The organism is Phaeobacter sp. HF9A (assembly GCF_011806385.1).
Taxonomy (GTDB): Bacteria; Pseudomonadota; Alphaproteobacteria; order Rhodobacterales; family Rhodobacteraceae; genus Epibacterium.
In genome coordinates this window covers 1-20,431 of the sequence record NZ_JAATOX010000028.1, presented here as the reverse complement: position 1 = coordinate 20,431, position 20,431 = coordinate 1, and the positions used below count along the sequence as shown (strand labels likewise).

The following is a 20,431-nucleotide window of genomic DNA, read 5'->3' as shown; positions in this document are numbered from 1 at the left end:
CCGTTTTTCAGCAGTGAGCGGAGCAACGGGCGCGCTTCTTCTAGCTGGTTTTTTTTCTCTGAGCCGCCTACACAGGTCCAGAGATCACGAGAGGCTTTATCGACAGATAATACTTGATGAAGCCCTGGTTGATATGTCGATGCGACCGACGTGAGGATGTGATGAAGGCCGGTCCATTCTCTTCCGGGCGCGGGACGCGCATCGGATACAGGAATTGAAGGAGCGAAAGGATACTCATGAAAATCGCCGTTGCCGGTCTCGGCTATGTGGGGCTCTCCAATGCCGTTCTGTTGGCCCAGAACAATGAGGTCACGGCGGTCGATGTCTCCGAGACCCGGGTGCAGATGGTCAATGGCGGCCAATGCCCCATCGTCGATGCCGAGCTCGAAGACTTCCTGAGCCATCGGGACCTCCGGCTTTCGGCGACCACAAATGCCAGCGCCGCCTATGCGGATGCCGCCTATGTGATTGTCGCCACGCCGACGAATTACGACCCCAAGACCAATTATTTTGACACCTCCAGCGTCGAAGCGGTGATCAAGGATGTGATCGCGGTAAACCCCGGCGCCACCATCGTCATCAAATCCACCATCCCGGTGGGTTATGTGCGCGATCTGCGCCGCCGGCTGGAGACCGATCAGGTGATCTTCTCCCCCGAGTTCCTGCGCGAGGGGCGCGCGCTTTATGACAACCTGCACCCCAGCCGCATCATCGTCGGCGAACGTTCCGAACGGGCGCGTATCTTTGCCGATCTTCTGTTGCAGGGCGCCGAGGAAACAGAGGTCGAGATCCTCTTTACCGACCCGGATGAAGCCGAGGCGATCAAGCTTTTTGCCAATACCTATCTTGCCATGCGGGTGGCGTTTTTCAACGAGCTCGATAGCTATGCCATGGCCGGTGGCATGGACTCCCGCCAGATCATCGAGGGCATCAGCCTCGATCCGAGGATCGGCAGCCATTACAACAACCCCTCCTTTGGCTATGGCGGCTATTGCCTGCCCAAGGACACCAAGCAGCTCTTGGCGAACTATAACCACGTGCCGCAGAACCTCATTCGCGCCATTGTCGATGCCAACCGCACCCGCAAGGATTTCTTGTCAGATCAGATCCTGATGCGCGGCGCCAGGGTGGTCGGCATCCACCGGCTGGTGATGAAGGCGGGTTCGGATAATTTCCGCCAGTCGTCGATCCAAGGCATCATGAAACGGCTGAAGGCCAAGGGCGTCGAGGTCATCGTCTACGAACCCGTGCTGGAGGAAGATCACTTCTTCCACAGCCGGGTGATCCGCGATCTTGAGGCCTTCAAGGCGGAGGCAGAGCTGATCGTCGCCAACCGGCTGAGTGACGAGATTGCCGATGTGGCCGACAAGGTCTTCACCCGCGATCTCTTTGGCGCGGACTAGTAAATCATGCCTTTGGATAATTGTGCCCTCCCTCTCACACGATTTGGAATATGCTGGGACTGCCCGCGCGGCAGATGAACCAAGGATAGGACATGACCATTACACCAGTACTTTTATGTGGTGGCTCCGGCACGCGGCTCTGGCCGCTGTCGCGCAAAAGCTATCCCAAGCAGTTTGTGCCCTTGATGGGGGAGGAAACCCTGTTCCAGGCCTCGGCCAAACGGCTGGCGGGCGTGACAGAGGGGCTTTCGTTTGGCGCGCCGCTGGTGCTGACCAATTCCGATTTCCGCTTTATCGTCACCGAGCAATTGCAGGCGGTGGGCATTGACCCCGGCGCCATCCTGATCGAACCGGAGGGGCGCAATACTGCCCCGGCGGTGCTGGCCGCCGCCCTGCGCGCGCAGGCAGAGGATCCCGAGGCGGTGCTTCTGGTGGCGCCCTCCGATCATGTGGTGCCCGATGTTGCCGCCTTTCACGCCGCCATCTCTCAAGGGCTGGCTGCGGTGGCCGAGGGGCAGATGGTCACCTTTGGCATCACCCCGACCCATGCGGAAACCGCCTATGGCTATCTGGAGCTGGCCGCCGCCCCCGATGCCGATGGCGCGCCGGTGGCGCTGAAACAATTTGTCGAAAAACCCGACGCCGCCCGCGCCGCCGAGATGCTGGCGGCGGGCAATTTCAAATGGAATGCCGGGATTTTCCTCTTTGCCGCCAGGGATATCATTGCCGCCTTCACCGCCCATGCGCCCGCGTTGGTCGCGCCGGTGCAGGCCGCACTGGACCAAGCGCAGGTCGATCTGGGGTTTCTGCGCCTGGCGCCGGAGCCCTGGGCCCAGGCTGAGGATATCTCGATCGATTACGCGGTGATGGAAAAGGCCAGGAACCTCTCGGTGGTGCCCTTTGATGCGGCCTGGTCTGATCTTGGCGGCTGGGATGCGGTCTGGCGTGAATTGGGCCCGGATGACAACGGCGTGGTGACCAGCGCCGGCGCCACGGCGATCGACTGCCACGATACGCTTTTGCGTTCGGACAGCGAGGGGCTGGAAGTGGTCGGCATCGGGCTTGAGGGCATCATGGCGGTGGCGATGAATGACGCGGTGCTGGTGGCGGATAAATCCCGCGCCCAGGATGTGAAACTGGCGGTCTCTGCGCTGAAGGCCAAGGGCGCCGCCCAGGCCACCGCCTTTCCCAAGGAGCACCGCCCCTGGGGCTGGTTCGAGAGCCTGGTGGTTGGCGGGCGGTTCCAGGTCAAGCGCATTCAGGTGCACCCCGGCGCCAGCCTCTCCTTGCAGAGCCATTTCCACCGCTCCGAACACTGGATCGTGGTGGAGGGCACCGCAAAGGTGACCGTGGATGACGAGGTGCGGCTGGTGACCGAAAACCAATCCGTCTACATTCCCCTTGGGGCCGTGCACCGGATGGAAAACCCCGGCAAGCTGCCGATGGTGCTGATCGAGGTGCAGACCGGCGCTTATGTGGGCGAGGATGACATCGTCCGTTACGAAGATATCTACGCGAGAGGGTAGGCGTAAAGGCCTACCCTCCTGCTAGTTCTCCCGGAAAGCGCGGATGAAATAATCTGCCAGCGGTTTCACCAGATAGGACAGCGGCGAATGCTCGGCGGTGCGGATGAAACCTTCCACCGGCATGCCGGGAATGAGCACCGTGCCCCTGGGGAGCTTATCGGTCTCGCCCGGGCGCATCTGGATTTCGGCGCGGTAATAGGACCTGCCCGTGGCCTCATCGACAAAGGCATCGGCCGAGACCTGGGTGACGGTGCCAAAGAGCTCCGGCGTCTGTCGCTGGTCCAGCGCGGGCAGGCGGATAGAGACCGGCTGGCCGACAAAGATCTGGTCGATATCGGTGGGCGCCACCTGGGTTGCCACCACCAGCGGCCGGTCCTGCGGCACCAGATAGAGAAGCGGCTCTGCCGGGCGGATCACCGAGCGCGGCGTCTGCACCGCCAGCCCGTAGACCACGCCGGAGACCGGCGCCAGAATATCCAGCCGGTTCAGCCGCTCCAGGGTGGCGCGCCGGGTTTCCGCCAGCTCCAGCTCCTGATAGCGCAGATCGCGCAGCCGGGTGATCGCCTCTTCGCGGCGCTGATTGCCCAGCTTCAGGGTCTCGATTTCCAGTTCGGTAATGCGCCCCTTGGCCTGAGCCTCGCTGGCGATCAGTTCGCCGAGCCGCCCTTCGAGATTGGCCTGGGTGCGGCGCAGGTTCAGCACCACCGAGGCCTGGGCCAGCCCGCGATCCAGCAGGGATTGCTGGTTGCCCAGCTCTTCGGCGATCAGCTCCAGCTGCTGGCGGGTGGCAAGCTGCTGGGCCTGCACGCCGGTGATCTGCTCCCTGATCTGGGCGGCGCGTTTGTCCAGCTGTTCGGCTTCGCGCTGCACGGAGTCGCGCCGCGCCTGGAACAATCGCTCCTGCCCCTGCACCAGATCGGCCACCTCGGGGCGCTGACCCGCCAGCGTCAGGAGCTGCGGATCAAAGCTGATCTCCTGGGCCTCGTCGCGTTCCGCCTCCAGCCGTCCGCGCCGGGCCATCATCTCGAACAATTGCCCTTCGGTGATCACCAGCTGCGAGGCCAGATCGGTGGCATCCAGCCGCAGGAGCACCTGACCGGCCTCGACCAGATCGCCCTCGTCCACCAGGATCTCGGCCACCACGCCGCCGTCGATATGCTGCACCACCTGACGGTTGCGGTCGACCTCGATCCGCCCGGAGGTGACCACCGCCCCGGCGATCGAGGAAAACACCGCCCAGGAGCCAAAACCGCCCAGCAGGATCACCAGACCGAGGATGCCGGCGATCAACGAGCCGCGCACAGACCATGAGGTATTGGGCCCGCTCATGAGGGTTTCCCCCCTTTGAGAGACCGGCCAAAGGAGGCCCGGACGGAGCCGGTGACAGGGCTGCCGACCGAGGCCGCAGAAGTGGCAGCAGGCGGGGCACCGGGAGGGGGGCTTTGCGCCGGGGCGGGGGCGCCCGGCTGGAGCTCGCGGTGGTTGCTCACCATCTTGCGCAGCACCTCATCCTTGGGGCCAAAGGCCGCCATCTGGCCCTGATCAATCACCAAAAGCTTGTCGCATTCCTGAATTGCCGCCGGACGGTGGGCCATGATGAACACCGATTTCCCGGAGGCCTTGAGCCCCCGGATCGCAGTGTTGAGCGCCATGGAGCCGTCATTGTCGAGGTTGGAGTTGGGCTCGTCCAGAATGACGATCACCGGATCACCATAGAGCGCGCGGGCAAGGCCGATGCGCTGCATCTGCCCGCCCGAGAGCCGGCTGCTGCCAGCGCGCACCTGGGTGTCATAGCCTTGCGGCAGCTTGACGATCATATCATGGGCATCGGCCTTTTTCGCCGCCGCCACCACCGCTTCGGCATCGGGTTCGGAGGCCAGCCGGGCGATATTCTGCGCGATGGTGCCGTCAAACAGCTGCACCCGCTGCGGCAGGTAGCCGATATGCGTGCCCAGGGTGGCGGGGGCATATTGCGACAGCGCCGCCCCATCCAGCCGCACGGTGCCCGCGCCCGCCCGCCAGGCGCCGGTCATCACCCGCGCCAGCGTCGATTTACCCGAGCCGGAGGGGCCGATCACGCCAATCGCCTCGCCGGGGTTCACCCGAAAGGAGACATTGCGCAGCAGGGGCTGATTGTCCCCCGGCGCGGCGACCGAGACCGATTGCACCTCCAGAAGGGCGCGGGGCTTGGGCAATGCGGTGCGCTGTGGTTCCGGCGGCACCTTCTCCAGCAGGCTGGTGAGGTTCTGCCAGCCCTTGCGGGCGCGCTGAAACACCGGCCATTGCCCGAGCCCGATCTCGATCGGTGCCAGCGCCCGGCCCATCAGGATAGAGCCGGCGATCATCGCCCCGGGGCTCAGCATGCCTTCCAGCGTCAGATAGGCGCCCAGCCCCAGCATTGCCGATTGCAGGAACAAGCGCAGGGTCTTGGTCAGCACCCCAAAGCCGCTGGTGATATCGGTTGCGGTGACACTGTCGCGCAGCGCCTTCACACGGGCGCCGCGCCAGCGCTGAAAGGCACTGTCGCGCATGCCCATGGCCTGGATCATTTCGGCCTCGGTGCGGATTTCCTCGGATTGCAATGTTGCCTTGTGGCCGCTGACCATGGCCTCGCGCCCCGGTGCGGCGCTGAGCATCTGGTTGAGCAGCGCAATGCCCACGAGGACCGTTCCGCCGCCGAGCGCCAGGATCCCGAGCCAGGGGTGGAACAGCGCAATCCCGGCCAGAAAGACCGGCGTGAAGGGCAGATCATAGGCGGCCAGCACGATCGGCGAGGCAATGCAGCGCTGGATCGCTTCCAGATCCTGCAACCCGGTCTGGGCCTCCGGGTCATTGGCCACGGCCGAGCGGCGGATCATCGCATCAAACACCCGCTGGTCGAGATCGGCCTGAAACCGCGCCGCCACCCGCCGCATGATGCGGCCGCGCACCGCATCCAACAGCCCCATCATGCCATAGAGAAACAGCACCAGAAGCGACAGCGCCACCAGTGTTGCCTCTGATCGGCTGCCCAGCACCCGGTCATAGACCTGCATCATGTAAAGCGGCCCGGTCAGCATCAGCGCATTCACAAAGACGCTAAACAGGCCGACAAACCAATAAAGCCCACGATGGCGTCGCCGCGCCTGCTGGAGCTCAGTCAACGCGGTGGGATCAAGCTTGGACATGAGCAAAACCATAGAAAAAAGAAGAGCCTGAAGAAGATGTCATTTGAAAGATGCCTTCTTGATTGATCAGCTTGCAAGGCCGCGCAAGCCCCGCCTCCCTCTTGACGGACTGCGCCGCAAGAAGTGGGGCGCTGGTATCACAGTCCCTCTTTGGTTCTCAATGTGTTACAGTAAACTCCTTGCGCAAACCTCAAGCCATACCCGACAGCGGAGCAAAAACTATAAATGCCTGCAAAACATATGCTATGGCCGTCCGTGCAAAAGGAAATGCGACGAGGCCTCGCGGCGGTGGCGTCTCTGGGTTATCACATGCAGGCCCGCCGCCTGCTGCCAGAGATTGAAACCATGTCGGAATTTGTCACCACCGCCGCCGCGCTGCTGGCCAAGCAGAGCCCCTGCCGCAGCCCGCAAGAGGCACAGGCGCGACTGGCGCCGCTGCTGGAGCCGGCAGGCGGGCTGCGGGTGCTGTCCTTTGTCAATGCCCATGCGGTGATGCTGGCCTGGCGCGATCCCGGCTTTCGCGCGGCCTTGCTGGCGGCAGATCTGCTGTTGCGCGACGGGGTCGGCATGGCGCTTTTGATGCGCCGGGCGGGGCTGGCGCCGGGGCTCAATATGAATGGCACCGATCTGATCCCGCAGCTTCTGGCGCAGCTGCCGCGCCAGAGCCGGGTCGCGCTTCTGGGCAGCCGGGAGCCGGCGCTGGGACAGGCGGCCGCGCGGCTGCGAATGATGGGGTTTGAGGATCTTTATACCTGCGACGGGTTTCGCGAGGAGGCGGAGTATATCGCGCTGCTGCGCGAGAGCCCGCCGCAGCTGGTGATCCTGGGCATGGGCATGCCCAAACAGGAGCGCCTGGCGCTGCGGCTGGCCAGCGACCCGGTGCTGGCGCAGCAGGATATGCTGGTGATCAATGGCGGCGCGATTTTGGATTTTCTCTCCGGTCTCACGCCACGCGCGCCGCTGTGGATGCGCCGGAGCGGGGGGGAATGGCTGTTTCGCCTGCTGCGCGAACCGCGGCGGATGTTCCGGCGCTATTGCATCAATGGCGCGCTGTTCTGGGCTCTGAGCCTGATCTATGCGCGCCGATTGAAAACACTTGGCAGGCAAGCCAAGGCGCGGTGATCTTCGCTGGCCATGGAACAAACAAATTGTCGAAGACAGGTCATACTGAGCTTGTTATCAGGGAAGGTATCTAAATTACAACGTGAAACCAAAGGGGTTTTTTATGCAGATTGAAGAGACCCGGCTGCCGGGCGTCAAGATCCTGACCCCACAACGGTTTGGGGATGCGCGAGGCTTCTTTTCCGAGAGCTGGAACCGGCAGCGGATGGCCGCGGCCGGGCTGGATCTGGATTTTGTGCAGGACAATCACTCGATGTCCGCCGAGGTCGGCACCATCCGGGGGCTGCATTTCCAGGCCCCGCCGCATGCCCAGGACAAGCTGGTGCGCTGTGGTCAGGGGGCCTTGTTTGATGTGGCGGTGGATATCCGCAAGGGCTCGCCCACCTATGGCGAATGGGTCGGGGTGGAGCTTTCGGCCGAAAACGGCAAGCAGATCCTGGTGCCCAAGGGTTTTTTGCACGGGTTCATCACCCGCGCGCCGATGACCGAGGTCATCTATAAATGCACCGATTATTATGCGCCGGATTGCGATGGCGGCGTGCGCTGGGACAGCTGCGGGATTGACTGGGGTTTTGACGGCACGCCGGTGCTGTCGGGCAAAGACGCGGTGGCGCCGATCCTGGCGGAACTCGACAGCCCCTTTACCTGGAAGGAGTAAGAGCCATGAAGATTCTTGTCACCGGCGGCGCCGGGTTTATCGGATCCGCCGTGGTGCGCCAGGCGGTGAAGGCTGGTCATGAGGTGGTCAATCTGGACGCGCTGACCTATGCGGCCTGTCTGGAGAATGTGGCCGAGGTGGCGCAGAGCAATCTTTATAGTTTTGAGCAGGCCGATATCCGGGACCGCGCGGCGCTGGACAAGATCTTTGCCCTGCATGCGCCGGATGTGGTGATGCATCTGGCCGCCGAGAGCCATGTGGACCGCTCGATCGACGGGCCCTCTGATTTTGTCGAGACCAATATCACCGGCACTTTCAACATGCTGGAGGCGGCGCGCAAGTTCTGGGCCGCGGTGGGCAAGCCGGGGCATTTCCGGTTCCACCATATTTCGACCGATGAGGTCTATGGATCCTTGCCGGCGGATAAATCGGTGATGTTCACCGAAGAGACGGCCTATGATCCGCGCTCGCCCTATTCCGCCTCAAAGGCCAGCTCGGACCATCTGGTGCGCGCCTGGCACGAGACCTACGGGCTGCCAGTGGTGCTGACCAATTGCTCCAACAACTACGGCCCCTATCATTTCCCCGAAAAGCTGATTCCGGTGATCATTCTGAATGCGCTGGCGGGCAAGGCGCTGCCGATCTATGGCGATGGCTCGAACATCCGCGACTGGCTTTATGTGGAAGATCACGCCGATGCGCTGCTCACCGTGGTGCAGAAGGGCGAAAACGGCCGCAGCTATAACATCGGCGGCGAGAATGAGCGCAGCAACCTGGAGCTGGTGCAGACGCTCTGCGAGATCCTGGATCAGAAAAAGCCCCGCAGCGATGGCAAATCCTATGCCGAGCAGATCACATTTGTGGCGGATCGCCCGGGCCATGATGCGCGCTATGCGATTGATCCCAGCCGTATCCGCAATGAGCTGGGCTGGCGGCCAAGCGTCACCGTCGAGGAAGGTCTGGCGCGCACCGTGCAATGGTATCTGGACAATGAGACCTGGTGGCGGGCCTTGCAGGACCGAGATGGCGTCGGCGCCCGGCTTGGGGTGAAAGCCTAAGGGGCTGTCCTGGCGGACAGCGGCCTCCGGCGGGGATATTTGGGAAAAGATGAAGGGGGCGGGATGAGCATTCTTGTGTTTGGCGCAACCGGCCAGGTGGCGCGGGAACTGGCCAATTTTGACGGGGTGGTCTGCCTTGGCCGCGATCAGGCGGATCTGTCGGATCCCGGCGCCTGCGCTGCGGCCATTCGCGCCCATGCTCCGCGGGCGGTGATCAATGCGGCCGCCTATACGGCGGTGGACAAGGCCGAGGGTGAGGAAGAGCTGGCCCGGATCATCAATGGGGCGGCGCCCGGCGCGATGGCGGCGGCCTGCGTGCAGCTGGGCGTGCCTTTGGTGCAGATTTCCACCGATTATGTCTTTGCCGGCAGCGGCGAGATGCCCTGGCGCCCCGAGGATCCGGTGGCGCCGCCCAATGCCTATGGGCGCAGCAAGCGCGCGGGCGAAGAGGCGGTGATTGCGGCGGGCGGGACTTATGCGATCCTGCGCACCTCCTGGGTGGTCTCGTGCCATGGGCATAATTTTGTAAAGACCATGCTCAGGCTGGGGGCCGAGCGGGACCAGCTGACCATCGTCGGGGATCAGATCGGCGCGCCGACCCCGGCCCGTGACATTGCCGCCGCCTGCATCAGCATGGCAGAGCAGCTGATCGCGGATCCCGGCAAATCGGGGATCTATCACTTTCAGGGCGCGCCTTATGTGAGCTGGGCGGATTTTGCCCGCGAGATCTTTGCCCAGGCGGGGCTGAGCTGCGCGGTGGCGGATATCCCGACCTCCGACTACCCGACGCCCGCGGCGCGCCCGCTGAACTCAAGGCTCGATTGCGCCTTGTTAGACACTGTTTTTGGCATCCCGCAGCCGGATTGGCGCGTTGGGCTCCGCGAGATATTGAAGGACTTGGAAACGGCATGAGCACAGGCAAACCTGACACGCACCGCAAAGGTATCATTCTGGCGGGGGGCTCCGGCACCCGGCTCTATCCGATCACCATGGCGGTCAGCAAACAGCTCCTGCCGCTCTATGACAAGCCGATGATCTACTATCCGATCTCGGTTCTGATGCTGGCGGGCATCCGCGAGATCTGCGTCATCACCACGCCGCAGGACGCCGATCAGTTCCAGCGGCTTTTGGGCGATGGCAGCCAATGGGGCGTCTCGCTGACCTATGTGCAGCAACCCAGCCCCGATGGTCTGGCGCAGGCCTTTATTCTGGCCGAGGAGTTCCTCGATGGCGCGCCCTCGGCGCTGGTTCTGGGCGATAACGTGTTCTTTGGCCATGGCCTGCCGGATCTTCTGGCGGCGGCGGATGCCCGGCCCGAGGGCGGCACCGTCTTTGGCTATCACGTGGCCGACCCCGAGCGCTATGGGGTGGTGGATTTTGATGCCGAGGGAAGGGCGCGTCAGATCATTGAAAAACCCGCGGTGCCGCCGTCGAATTACGCGGTGACCGGGCTTTATTTCCTCGATGGCACCGCGCCGGAGCGGGCCAAACAGGTGCAGCCCTCGCCACGCGGCGAGCTGGAAATCACCGATCTGTTGCAGATGTATCTCGACGCGGGCCAGCTCTCGGTCGAGAGCATGGGGCGCGGCTATGCCTGGCTCGATACCGGCACCCATGGCAGCCTGCTGGACGCGGGCAATTTTGTGCGCACCCTGCACGAGCGCCAGGGCTTGCAGACCGGCTGCCTGGAGGAAATCGCCTTTCACGCCGGCTGGATTTCGCGCGAAGAGCTGGCAGAGCGGGCGGAGCTTTTCAAGAAGAACAGCTATGGGGCCTATCTGAGCCGCTTTCTGGGATAAGGGGTGGGACGATGAAACTCCTGTTTGTGCATCAGAACATGCCCGGCCAGTATCGCGAGCTGGTGCAATGGCTGGCGGCGCAGGGCGGCCATGAGCTGGTGTTCCTGAGCCAGCGCGGGGATATCAAGATCCCCGGCGTGCGCACCTTGGTCTATAAGCCGTTTCACCGCCCCGCGCGCGACGCCTTTGGTCTGTCCAAGGATTGGGAGGCGGCGGTGGGGGTCGGGTTTGGCGCGGTGCAGACGGCACAGAAGTTTTCCGCCGAGACCGGCTTTCGCCCCGATATCATCCTGGGGCATACCGGCTGGGGGGAGCTCAGTTTTTTCAAGGATCTCTGGCCGGATGTGCCGATCCTGGGCTTCTTTGAATATTATTATTCCATGAGTGGCGGCATGGTGGGCTTTGATCCCGAACGCCCGCCGGGGGAGCATGCGCCCTATTTCAACCGGGCGCGCAATGTGGTGCCCTGTCTCAACCGCGATGTGGTGGATCTGGGTCATGTGCCGACACTCTGGCAGCGGGATCGCTTCCCGGCGAGTTTTCATGACAAGATGTATGTCTGTCACGACGGTATCCGCACTGATCGGCTGAGCGCCAACCCGGAGGCGCAGGTGCGTCTGGGCCGGCTGGACCGGCCCCTGACCCGGGGCGATGAGGTGGTGACCTATGTCGCCCGCAATATGGAACGCGCGCGTGGCTTTCACATCATGATGCGCGCCCTGCCGGAGATCCAGGCCGCGCGCCCCAACGCCCGCATCCTGATGATCGGCGGCAATGAGACCTCTTACGGCGCCGAGAGCAAACACCCCGGTGGCCTGCGCGGCGAGATGGAAGAGGAGCTGGGCGATCGCGTCGATTGGAGCCGGGTGCATTTCGTCGGCCGGGTGCCCTATGAACAGCTCTGCAAGATCATCCAGATTTCGCGCTGCCATATCTATCTGACCATGCCCTTTGTGCTAAGCTGGTCCTTGCTGGAGAGCATGGCGATGCAGGCGACGATCGTTGCCGCCGATGTGGCGCCGGTGCGCGAGGCGATCAGCCATGATGAAACCGGCCTTCTGGTGGATTTTTTTGAGCCCTCGGCGCTGGCGGCGCAGGTCTGTGACGTGCTGGCGCGCCCGGAAAATTATGCGCATCTGGGCCCCAACGCCCGGGCACATGTGGTGGCGCATTATGATTTCCTGACCCATTGCCTGCCGGAACATGTTTCGCGGATCAACGGCCTCGCAAACACTGTCGCGCCGATCATGTTCTGAGGTGGCACAGGCCTGACCTTTACTGGCCTTTCGTCGTGGCACCGACTACACAGACCAGATCATATCCTAGGGCCTGGAGATATCCAAACATGATACCCGCCAAGATGACCTCTGCCGATACCCTGGGCGAAATGTCCCGGGTGCTGACCACCGAGGCCAGCGCCTTGCAGCAGATGGCCGAGGCCCTGGGCGCGCCGCATCTGGAGGCGGTGCGCATTCTGGAGGCGATGCAGGGTCGTGTCATTGTCTCCGGCGTCGGCAAGTCCGGCCATATCGGCAACAAGATCGCGGCCACGCTCGCCTCGACCGGCACGCCGGCGCAATTTGTCCATGCCACCGAGGCGAGCCACGGTGATCTGGGCATGGTGACCGCGCGGGATGTCTGCCTGGTGATTTCCAATTCCGGCGAGACCCGCGAGCTGGCCGATATCATCACCTACAGCCGCCGCTTTGGCATTCCGCTGATCGCCATCACCCGCGTCGCCGAGAGCACGCTGGCGCAGCAGGCCGATGTGACGCTGTTGTTGCCCGATGCGCCGGAGGCCTGCGGCATCGGGGTCGCGCCGACCACATCGACCACCGCGACATTGGCGATCGGTGATGCGCTGGCCGTGGCCCTGATGGCGCGGCGTGGCTTTCAGCGTGAGGATTTCCAGGTCTTTCATCCCGGCGGCAAGCTGGGCGCGCAGTTGATGCTGGTGGATGCGCTGATGCATGCGGGCGAGGCGCTGCCGCTGGTGCTGCCCGACACCCCGATGGCGGAGGCGCTGCTGACCATGACCGCCAAGGGCTTTGGCGTTGCCGGCCTGATCGAGGAGGACCGCCTTGCCGGCATCATCACCGATGGCGACTTGCGTCGCAACATGACGGGGCTGATGGAAAAGACCGCCGGTGCCGTCGCCACCCGCGATCCCCAGGTCATCCGCAGTGGTGCCTTGGCTTCCGAAGCCCTGCATGAGATGAACAGCCGCAAGATTTCCTCGCTGTTTGTGCTGGATCAAGACGATCACGTGGTGGGGCTTTTGCATATTCACGACTGCCTGCGGGCAGGCATCGCCTGAACATCGGAGCAAAGAGGTTCTCCCATGAGTGACGTTTCCATCATTGTCCCCGCCCGCTATGCCTCGACCCGCTATCCGGGCAAGCCGCTGGTGCATCTGCGCGGCGCCACCGGCCAGTCCAAAAGCCTGCTGGAGCGCTCGGTCACCGCGGCCCGTGCCGCTGTCGGAACGGAGGTTGCGATCTATGTGGCCACCGATGATGCGCGCATCGCCGCCGAGGCCGAACGCATCAACGCCGGGGTCATCATGACCTCGGAAAGCTGCCGCAATGGCACCGAGCGGGTCGCCGAGGCGGTGAAGAATGCCGGCATCACCAGCGATATTATCATCAACCTGCAAGGGGATGCGCCGCTGACGCCGCCGTCTTTTGTGCGCAGTCTGATCGCTGCCATGCAACAGACACCAGACATGCAGGTGGCCACGCCGGTGCTGCGCTGCGACGAGGAAGCGCTGAGCAACTTCCTCGCGGATCGCCGCGCCGGACGGGTCGGGGCCACCACGGTGGTTTCCAACCAATTGGGCCAGGCGCTTTACTTCTCCAAGGAGGTGCTGCCCTTCACCGATGGAAAAAGCTCTGTGAACGGGGTGGTTCCGGTGTTCCACCATGTCGGGCTTTATGCCTACCGCCAGTCGGCGCTGGCCGCCTATATGGGCTGGCCGCAGGGCACTCTGGAAACCCTGGAGGGGCTGGAGCAGCTGCGTTTTCTGGAAAACGGTCATCCGGTCAGCACCATCGAGGTCTCGGAACCCGGCGCCGCCTTCTGGGAATTGAACAACCCCTCTGATGTGGCGCTGATCGAAGGCTACCTTAGCCGGATGGGCATGGCCTAACCGCCTCAGCGCAAAAGCCAGAGGTCGAGGCCGGTCTCCTGGTTTGTGCGCAGCCGGATCCAGCGGGGGTCCACCGGCTGGCCCTGGCGCAGATGCAGCCGTCCGATGAGGCCGACCAGATCCCATTCACGCCGCGTCGCGCGGGGCTGATAGGGGCGGGTCGGATCATAGGCCGGGTTGCGCCGCCGCTGGCCTGCGGCGTCCAGACAGGGCGCACCATAAGCGTCGCGCAGATCGCGCCCGGCCCAGGCGCCGCCGTCATCATTGCCGATCACACAGGGCGCGGCGGAGACCACGCCGATCGGGGTTTCGCCCGCGCGGGCGGGGCGGATTTTCTCCCCCTCGCAGAGCACCGCCAGCCCGCGCCGGTCTTCGCCTTCGGGGTTGCCATCCAGCCATTCGAAATATTCCGCGTAATCGGCGCCGCCGCCGCTCCAGGCGCCGGCGCAGCTGCCATTGCCATCGGCCGCCAGCCGGAACAGCGGAGCACCTTCGCCCGCCAGCAGGTAATCATCGCCGCTGCCGCCATGGGCGATGTCGAGCCGCGCGCCGGGGCTATAGGTGCCAAAGCCCACCCGGGCGGTGGCGGATTTCACCACCATGGCGGCAGGCCAGCTGCCGCCGCCGGAGACCTTGATCGAGAAATCGGTGCTGCCCGCCAGCCCCATCTCCGCATGGCCGCTCCAGTTGGATTGAAACAGCAGGCTGGCGGTATCGCCATCGCTGGCCTTGTTGAGCTTGAGCTGATGATTGTCACCGGCATGGGTGAAAAGCACCGCATCCGAGGAGACCGCCAGCCGGTTGTCGGCATTGGCCGAGGTCGCCACGCCAAGCTGATCCACCATGTCAGGCAGATCCGGCGCGCCCCAGGCGCTGCCATCCCAGACGTGTAAGGACTGCGTTGCCAGATCCCAGGCGCGCCAGCCGGGCTGCGGGGGCAGGAACAGCCAGCCCTCGCCCTGAAAGATCGCGATCTGATCGCCCTGACCGGCCCAGAGCCCGCTGGGATTGGCGCCCAGGGCATAGGCCACGCCGGGGTCCGGGCTGGCGGGCGGGGTCTCGGCACCGACCTCTTGCACCACCAGTTGCACCAGCGCATCCAGGCGCTGGAGCGCCTCGTTATGGGTGACATGTTTCTGGGCCTGGGCCGGTTGCAGATAGGGCAGGGTCAGACGGGGCGAGGATTGGCTCATAAGGGGGCTCCGGGTTGCGCAGGCAAGGGGCGAGGGACCGGCGCAGAATAGCGCCCCGGGCTGAAGGGGCGAAAAACACCGCGCACGCCGGGGACGCAACGGGCGGGGCCTGCGATTCAGGTTTGTCTGACGCTGAAGGTCCTGTGCCGTATGTCGCTCCAGCAGATAACAGACTTTTTAGAGAGCTTGTCGAAGGCGCGCGGCGATGACAGACGGGTCTCGGAGAGGCCAAATCCGCATCATGCCATTATACCGCCCTTGGCACATCTCTCACATACAGCTGCGGAATAAGCCCGTCTGGGAAAGAGGAAGCAGCTTCTTCCCAGATATGTGCAACATATGCCATTTTGTGAGAAAATTGATTTAAAAGGACAGGACTTGAAACGGTCTGTGCTGAAACAGTTCCACCATACGCAGCGCGCGCTCGCCCAGGTCGCGAGGGCAGAACATATCCTCGATCCAAGAGGGGTTTGGGGCCTGAGCGCGCATATGCAGCATATCCTCGAGCGAAGTAATCAGGCCGCTGGACTTAAATAGCTTACGCATCGGAGCGACCAGTGGGTCGAGATAGGTGTCGACAAAATCAAGATGTACCATACATGGGATCCCGGCGCGCACGACGTCAATGGCGGCAGTAGAGGTGCAGGTGATACCAAGCGCTGCGGTTTCCAGGGCCTCGTCCATCGTGCAGGCGGTGAGTTTCAGGTTTACTGGCGCTGCTGGCAGATCTGCCAGCAGCGCCGGGTAGTCGTGCTTTTCGAGATGCAGGTGCTGTCGATTTTCGTCCGGCAGGTGACGCAGCTTGATCCAGATCGTGTGGTCAGGATTGGCACGAGCCATGGCCGCCATTGCCTTCAGCATGTGCATGCGACCCCGGCGGGTGGAGGGCGACAGCGCCTGGGTAAAGAAATAGATGTCCTTGCGTCCGGCCAGTTCCTCTGGGGTAAGCTGCTCCGGCGTGACGAAGGCGGGATGGCCGAAGCCGACCTCCTGCCACATCCGGTCCGGCCAGTTTTTTGCCTGCTCCTCGAAGGTGGCCAGCTCCGATTGCGGAAAGAGAAACACCCCATCACAGTTTCGGCGTCGGAAGTAGCCGTCCTGGGGGAAAAAATCCAACCCGCCGAGAAACGCGATCACGCAAGGCCGTTCGGCACTGACATGCATGATCGTGCGCCGCAGCTGAGCTCCCAGCGGAGCATAGACACGGCTGGTCAGAACCGCCTTGTGGCTGCAAGCACCGAATAGCTTCTCGAAGGCGGTCTTGCCGTGCAGGGCTAGATCCGGTCCCTCCGGCAACAGTTGTGCCATCTGTCGGTAGGAGAGCGCATTTTCCGCCACCACCCAACCCATCTCGATCTTCAGATCGGGATCGGCGTCACGTAGGCAATCACGCATCCGCAGTGCAAAGAACAGCGTTGAATCGTCGCTGAATAGCAGCAGGACAGGGCGTTCGCTGAAGGGCAGGGGCGCCGAAATGTCACAGGAACAGGCCGGCTGGGGCAGAGAGTCTTGCGCCATCAGGACTTTCCGGTGCGGGCTTCGAAACGCGACAGGATGTCGAGCTGCTGTTGGTTGTGACGACGGTGCGCAGGGATTAAATGCGCGGGCTGTATCGCCTCGTGTTGCAACAGGGCTGCAAACCAAACCAGTGGCCGGCCGAGAGCGGTGCGAGACAGGCGATACAGCATTTTCCCAAATGTTGTTTTCTTGAGTATTGCGATCATTCTGGGACGTGTCCGCCTGTCTGAAATTTCTTGTGGGATTTACACAAGCAGATGGGGTTTGTAAACGAGAAGGCTATAGCCTCGCCTATAGAGCAGGCAAGAAGCCCGCTCTATAGGCGAGAGAACAACACATTGATCAGAACGGAAGCCCACCATGTCTGAACGCCCCCTCGTCACATCGGCCAATACAGCCTGTATCATACTGGCGCGAGGCGGTTCCAAAGGGGTTCCGGGCAAGAATTTGCGCCCGGTAGGTGGGGTTTCGCTGATTGGCCGTGCCGTGCGCGCAGGCCGCGCAGCTACCGGTGTCGCGGCGGTCTATGTTTCCACCGATGACGCCGACATTGCGGCCGAGGCTGCGTTGTATGGAGCCCGCATTATCGACCGCCCAGCAGAGCTGTCGGGCGATACCGCCAGCTCCGAGGCTGGCTGGCTGCACGCGGTTCCGCTGGTGCGTGACGATCTGCCCGGTCTCGACAAGTTGGTGTTCCTGCAGTGTACCTCCCCCTTCATCACCGGTGCCGATATCGACGGCTGCCTGGCGGAGATGGAGGCTAGGGGAACCGATTGCGCCCTGTCGGTCACCGAGGATCACTCCTTCCTCTGGGGGCTCGACGCCGATGGCCGAGGGGTTGGACTCAACCACAACGAACGCGAACAGCGCAAACGCCGTCAGGATCTGCCGCCGCAATATTGTGAAAGCGGCGCTATCTACTGTGTGCAGCTGGCGTCCTTCCTTACCACGGGCCAGCGGTTCTGCGGATCGGTGGCGCTCTATCCCGTCGATCACCCGCCGATCGAGATCGATACCTTGCAGGATTTCGCCCTGTGTTCTCAGATCGCCCAAGCTGGCGGACACAGCGAGATTGCGCCAGGGCGGCTGGCCAGAGTCAAGGCTATCGTGATGGATTTCGACGGGGTGCATACCGACAATCTGGTGATCACCGACCAGAACGGGATCGAAAGCGTGCGCACATCACGCGGCGATGGCATGGGCATTGCAGCCCTGCGTGAAAGCGGTCGCTACAAGATGATGATCTTGTCCAAGGAGCGCAATCCTGTGGTGCTGAAACGGGCCGAAAAGCTGAAGCTTGAGGTGCAGCACAGCGTCGACGACAAAGTGGCGGCGCTGGAACGCTGGCTGGCCGAACGCGATCTCGGCTGGGATGACCTCCTTTATGTGGGCAATGACGTCAACGACCGGGGTGCGATAGAGCGAGCGGGCCTATCGGCGTGCCCGTCGGATTCGCATCCCTCTATCCTAGGGGTAGCCGACTGGATTCTGCCGCTACCGGGGGGACAGGGGGCGCTACGATCAATGTCGGATGTCCTGATGGCCTCTGCTGCGATAGGCTGAGAACGTGCCGTTCCGTGATCGCCCGGTAGTCGTGGCTGGCAACGGGGCCTCTCTGGCGCGGTTGCCGCACGGGGCTATCCTGGCGGATGATTTCATCATCCGGACTAACAATTTCTTTTTTGAACCGCGTTTCTATCTAGGGCGTCGGGTGGATCTTGCTTTTATGGGCGGTGATCCTAGGGTTGCGCCTTTCATGTTTGAAACCCTGTATCGCTGCCGCAACGACTATGATCTCAGAGGATGGAGCAGCCATAATCCGCAGGTGATTCGGGCGGGGCGACGACGGTTTGCCCAGAGTTTTCAACCCATGCGGTATCGGGACAAGATGGTCGAACAGGCGGTGCGGCAGTTGATTGTCAGACACGGGCGCCACCCGACCACCGGGATCTATGCGGTATTGATGGCGCATGGCATGGGAGCGGAACAGATCCTCCTGCCGGGGATGGATTTTTACGGCACCCATCAGCGCTATCCGTTTTCGCCGGGCCCGCATTACCGGGACCTGATGGGGCAGGATCTGGGGCGGCGCGGTCTGGATGCCCACTTGCACGATCTGGATCTGGATCACGCGATTTTGCAGATGTTGCAGACCCGCGGAGATTTGCAGCTGTTACGTCTAGGCGACAGCCCACTGTTGCGCGACGTGAGCGATCCGGCCCCTGATCGCGGCGGGGCAGGGCTGGAGCAGCCCCGCGTTGACCCGCCCACCGACTGGGCCAGCTGGGCCGGACCTTATCCGATCAGAGCGCTGAAAGTTCTGCGGCGGGGCAGCGCAGCGTTACGGGGACTTAAGGAGAGGATATTATTTTGATGACAACCACGGATTTTAAAGCTCTGCTGCCGGTCTGGCTGCGGCAAGAGGCGCTGCCGCTGTGGAGCGGGGCGGGACTGGATCAAGCCACTGGCACCGCCTGGGAGGCCCTTGATCATAGTGGCGCCCCTTGCGCTGATATGCAACGCCGCCTGCGGGTGCAGGTCCGTCAAGCCTATTGTTTTGCCAAGTCTGAAGATCCAGCGCATCGGGCGCTGGCGTTGCAACTGTTCCGCTTTGCCATGGATCACGGCTTTGATGCAGAAAGTGGCAATCTGGCCGCGCGGCTGGCACCCGACACCTCAATCCTGACTGCGCCGCATGATCTCTATGATGTGGCCTTCATGCTGCTGGCGGCCTCGGCGTTGATCGCCACGGGCGCGGATGTCGCTGCGGATCTGGCCCGGCTTGAGGAGGAGTTAGCCAAGCTGAAAGCTCCGCGGGGCTGGTACGAGAATGCGGCTCACGATCTGCCGCGCCGCCAAAACCCGCATATGCATATGTTCGAGACCTCCACCGCGCTGTTTGCCGCAACCGGCGAAACCCGCTTTCGTGACATGGCGGAGGAAAGCCTGAGCCTGTTCCGCGAGGTTTTTCTCGCCGAGGATGGCCGGGTTCTGGAGTATTTTGCCGAGGATTGGAGCCCGCTTGATGAAGCCGACCAGGCCGTAGAACCGGGGCATATGGCGGAGTGGGTCTATCTTATTGATCGCTACGAGGTGGCCACTGGGCGCAACGCCGATGTGCCGATGAAGACACTTTATGACGCGGTGCTGGCGCGTCGCGATGCCAGCGGCCTGCTGCCGGACCGCTCCGATCCAGCGGCAGAGACCCGCCGGATGTGGCCACAGACCGAACTTTTAAAAGCGGTGATCGCCATGGCACGGCGTGGCGAGACCCCGGCAGGAGGGCCACTTCCCGAGGCGGTGCTGACCCTGATGTGGGACCAATATCTCGACACCCCCGTGATGGGGGGCTGGTACGACAAACGCTCCACCGCAGGGGTGCTCCTGTCAGAGAATATGCCTGCCTCGACCTTCTACCATATCCTGGTGGCCATCCGTTTCTACGTCTCGGATGGTCTCTCGGTCTGAACCGGTTCGAGACAAAAGATGTTGGTGTGGACATGCAAAACGGGCGGCGCAATGCGCCGCCCGTTTTTGGTATCTGGCCTTTGAAGAAGGTCAGACGATATCTATGTTGTCCGCCAGGCCATCAAGGCTGGTCATATTCGAGAGGGTGATGCGATCACCATCGCCAAAGTCAAAGACGGCCACGCCGTTCTGCAAGCTGGCAAAAGTGTCAATGACTTCCTGAGAGTTGCTCAGCCCATCGACCAACGCCGAGGAGAGTTCCAACCGATCATTGAAAATCTCAAAGTCGTTGATCTCGTCTGCGTCATGGCCAACGTCAAATACAAAGGTATCGACCAGGGTGCCACCGCGTAGGAGGTCGTTTCCAGATC

At 62.7% G+C, this 20,431-nt stretch carries 18 protein-coding genes and 1 pseudogene; 13 read left to right on the top strand and 6 right to left on the bottom strand.

Annotated elements, in window-relative coordinates; translation table 11 throughout:
• Positions 1-236 precede the first annotated feature (236 nt).
• On the top strand, positions 237-1,403 hold the full coding sequence (locus HCZ87_RS07380) for a nucleotide sugar dehydrogenase (protein ID WP_167643124.1): 1,167 nt from the start codon (positions 237-239) through the stop codon (positions 1,401-1,403).
• A gap of 92 nt (positions 1,404-1,495) precedes the next feature.
• Positions 1,496-2,929, top strand: coding sequence for a mannose-1-phosphate guanylyltransferase/mannose-6-phosphate isomerase (locus tag HCZ87_RS07375; RefSeq protein ID WP_167643123.1), 1,434 nt, complete (start codon positions 1,496-1,498; stop codon positions 2,927-2,929).
• A 21-nt stretch (positions 2,930-2,950) separates the two neighbouring features.
• On the opposite strand, the gene HCZ87_RS07370 is transcribed toward HCZ87_RS07375, so the two are convergent.
• Together HCZ87_RS07370 and HCZ87_RS07365 are read right to left on the bottom strand one after the other, a co-directional pair.
• Entirely contained in the window at positions 2,951-4,258 is a 1,308-nt protein-coding gene (locus tag HCZ87_RS07370; protein ID WP_167643122.1) for an HlyD family type I secretion periplasmic adaptor subunit, read from the bottom strand.
• The gene (locus tag HCZ87_RS07365; protein WP_167643121.1) at positions 4,255-6,096 is read right to left on the bottom strand and encodes a type I secretion system permease/ATPase; all 1,842 of its coding nucleotides are present in this window, start codon (positions 6,094-6,096) and stop codon (positions 4,255-4,257) included. The genes HCZ87_RS07370 and HCZ87_RS07365 overlap by 4 nt, the downstream gene beginning before the upstream one ends.
• Positions 6,097-6,363: 267 nt before the next feature.
• On the opposite strand from HCZ87_RS07365, the gene HCZ87_RS07360 reads away from it, so the two are divergent.
• The 8 genes from HCZ87_RS07360 (at position 6,364) to HCZ87_RS07325 (ending at position 13,881) form a co-directional block, all read left to right on the top strand.
• Positions 6,364-7,218: a WecB/TagA/CpsF family glycosyltransferase gene (locus tag HCZ87_RS07360; RefSeq protein WP_167643120.1), complete on the top strand. Its 855-nt coding sequence runs from the start codon at positions 6,364-6,366 to the stop codon at positions 7,216-7,218.
• A gap of 103 nt (positions 7,219-7,321) precedes the next feature.
• A complete protein-coding gene (gene rfbC / locus HCZ87_RS07355) occupies positions 7,322-7,876 on the top strand; it encodes a dTDP-4-dehydrorhamnose 3,5-epimerase (RefSeq protein ID WP_011116755.1) in 555 nt (184 codons plus the stop codon).
• A 5-nt stretch (positions 7,877-7,881) separates the two neighbouring features.
• Complete coding sequence (gene rfbB, locus HCZ87_RS07350; protein WP_167643119.1) at positions 7,882-8,934, top strand: dTDP-glucose 4,6-dehydratase; 1,053 nt, start codon at positions 7,882-7,884, stop codon at positions 8,932-8,934.
• 63 nt (positions 8,935-8,997) lie between these two features.
• Positions 8,998-9,846: a dTDP-4-dehydrorhamnose reductase gene (gene rfbD, locus HCZ87_RS07345; protein WP_167643118.1), complete on the top strand. Its 849-nt coding sequence runs from the start codon at positions 8,998-9,000 to the stop codon at positions 9,844-9,846.
• On the top strand, positions 9,843-10,733 hold the full coding sequence (rfbA, locus tag HCZ87_RS07340) for a glucose-1-phosphate thymidylyltransferase RfbA (protein ID WP_167643117.1): 891 nt from the start codon (positions 9,843-9,845) through the stop codon (positions 10,731-10,733). Before rfbD ends, rfbA begins: the two co-directional genes overlap by 4 nt.
• 11 nt (positions 10,734-10,744) lie before the next feature.
• Entirely contained in the window at positions 10,745-11,989 is a 1,245-nt protein-coding gene (locus HCZ87_RS07335; protein WP_167643116.1) for a glycosyltransferase family 4 protein, read from the top strand.
• 89 nt (positions 11,990-12,078) lie between these two features.
• Positions 12,079-13,050, top strand: a complete 972-nt coding sequence (locus HCZ87_RS07330; protein ID WP_167643115.1) for an SIS domain-containing protein — start codon at positions 12,079-12,081, stop codon at positions 13,048-13,050.
• A gap of 24 nt (positions 13,051-13,074) precedes the next feature.
• Positions 13,075-13,881, top strand: a complete 807-nt coding sequence (locus HCZ87_RS07325; protein ID WP_167643114.1) for a manno-octulosonate cytidylyltransferase — start codon at positions 13,075-13,077, stop codon at positions 13,879-13,881.
• A gap of 5 nt (positions 13,882-13,886) precedes the next feature.
• Here the strand turns inward: HCZ87_RS07325 and HCZ87_RS07320 are convergent, their stop codons facing one another.
• The 3 genes from HCZ87_RS07320 to HCZ87_RS07310 form a co-directional block, all read right to left on the bottom strand.
• Positions 13,887-15,074 (bottom strand): DUF2793 domain-containing protein, encoded by a 1,188-nt coding sequence (locus tag HCZ87_RS07320; protein ID WP_167643113.1) that lies wholly within the window; start codon positions 15,072-15,074, stop codon positions 13,887-13,889.
• 363 nt (positions 15,075-15,437) lie between these two features.
• The gene (locus HCZ87_RS07315; RefSeq protein WP_167643112.1) at positions 15,438-16,592 is read right to left on the bottom strand and encodes a DUF6716 putative glycosyltransferase; all 1,155 of its coding nucleotides are present in this window, start codon (positions 16,590-16,592) and stop codon (positions 15,438-15,440) included.
• Positions 16,592-16,798 carry a hypothetical protein gene (locus HCZ87_RS07310; protein ID WP_167643111.1) on the bottom strand — a complete coding sequence of 69 codons (207 nt, stop codon included), beginning with the start codon at positions 16,796-16,798 and terminating at the stop codon, positions 16,592-16,594. The genes HCZ87_RS07315 and HCZ87_RS07310 overlap by 1 nt, the downstream gene beginning before the upstream one ends.
• A gap of 154 nt (positions 16,799-16,952) precedes the next feature.
• On the opposite strand from HCZ87_RS07310, the gene HCZ87_RS07305 reads away from it, so the two are divergent.
• The 3 genes from HCZ87_RS07305 to HCZ87_RS07295 all read left to right on the top strand — a co-directional run bounded on the left by HCZ87_RS07305 (position 16,953) and on the right by HCZ87_RS07295 (position 20,060).
• Positions 16,953-18,155 carry an acylneuraminate cytidylyltransferase gene (locus HCZ87_RS07305; RefSeq protein WP_167643110.1) on the top strand — a complete coding sequence of 401 codons (1,203 nt, stop codon included), beginning with the start codon at positions 16,953-16,955 and terminating at the stop codon, positions 18,153-18,155.
• Positions 18,156-18,348: 193 nt separating this feature from the next.
• Entirely contained in the window at positions 18,349-18,966 is a 618-nt protein-coding gene (locus tag HCZ87_RS07300; protein WP_254868554.1) for a hypothetical protein, read from the top strand.
• Positions 18,966-20,060, top strand: a complete 1,095-nt coding sequence (locus tag HCZ87_RS07295; protein ID WP_167643108.1) for an AGE family epimerase/isomerase — start codon at positions 18,966-18,968, stop codon at positions 20,058-20,060. The genes HCZ87_RS07300 and HCZ87_RS07295 overlap by 1 nt, the downstream gene beginning before the upstream one ends.
• Before the next feature lie 90 nt (positions 20,061-20,150).
• On the opposite strand, the pseudogene HCZ87_RS07290 reads toward HCZ87_RS07295, so the two are convergent.
• A pseudogene (locus HCZ87_RS07290) lies at positions 20,151-20,431 on the bottom strand (calcium-binding protein); the annotation flags it as partial.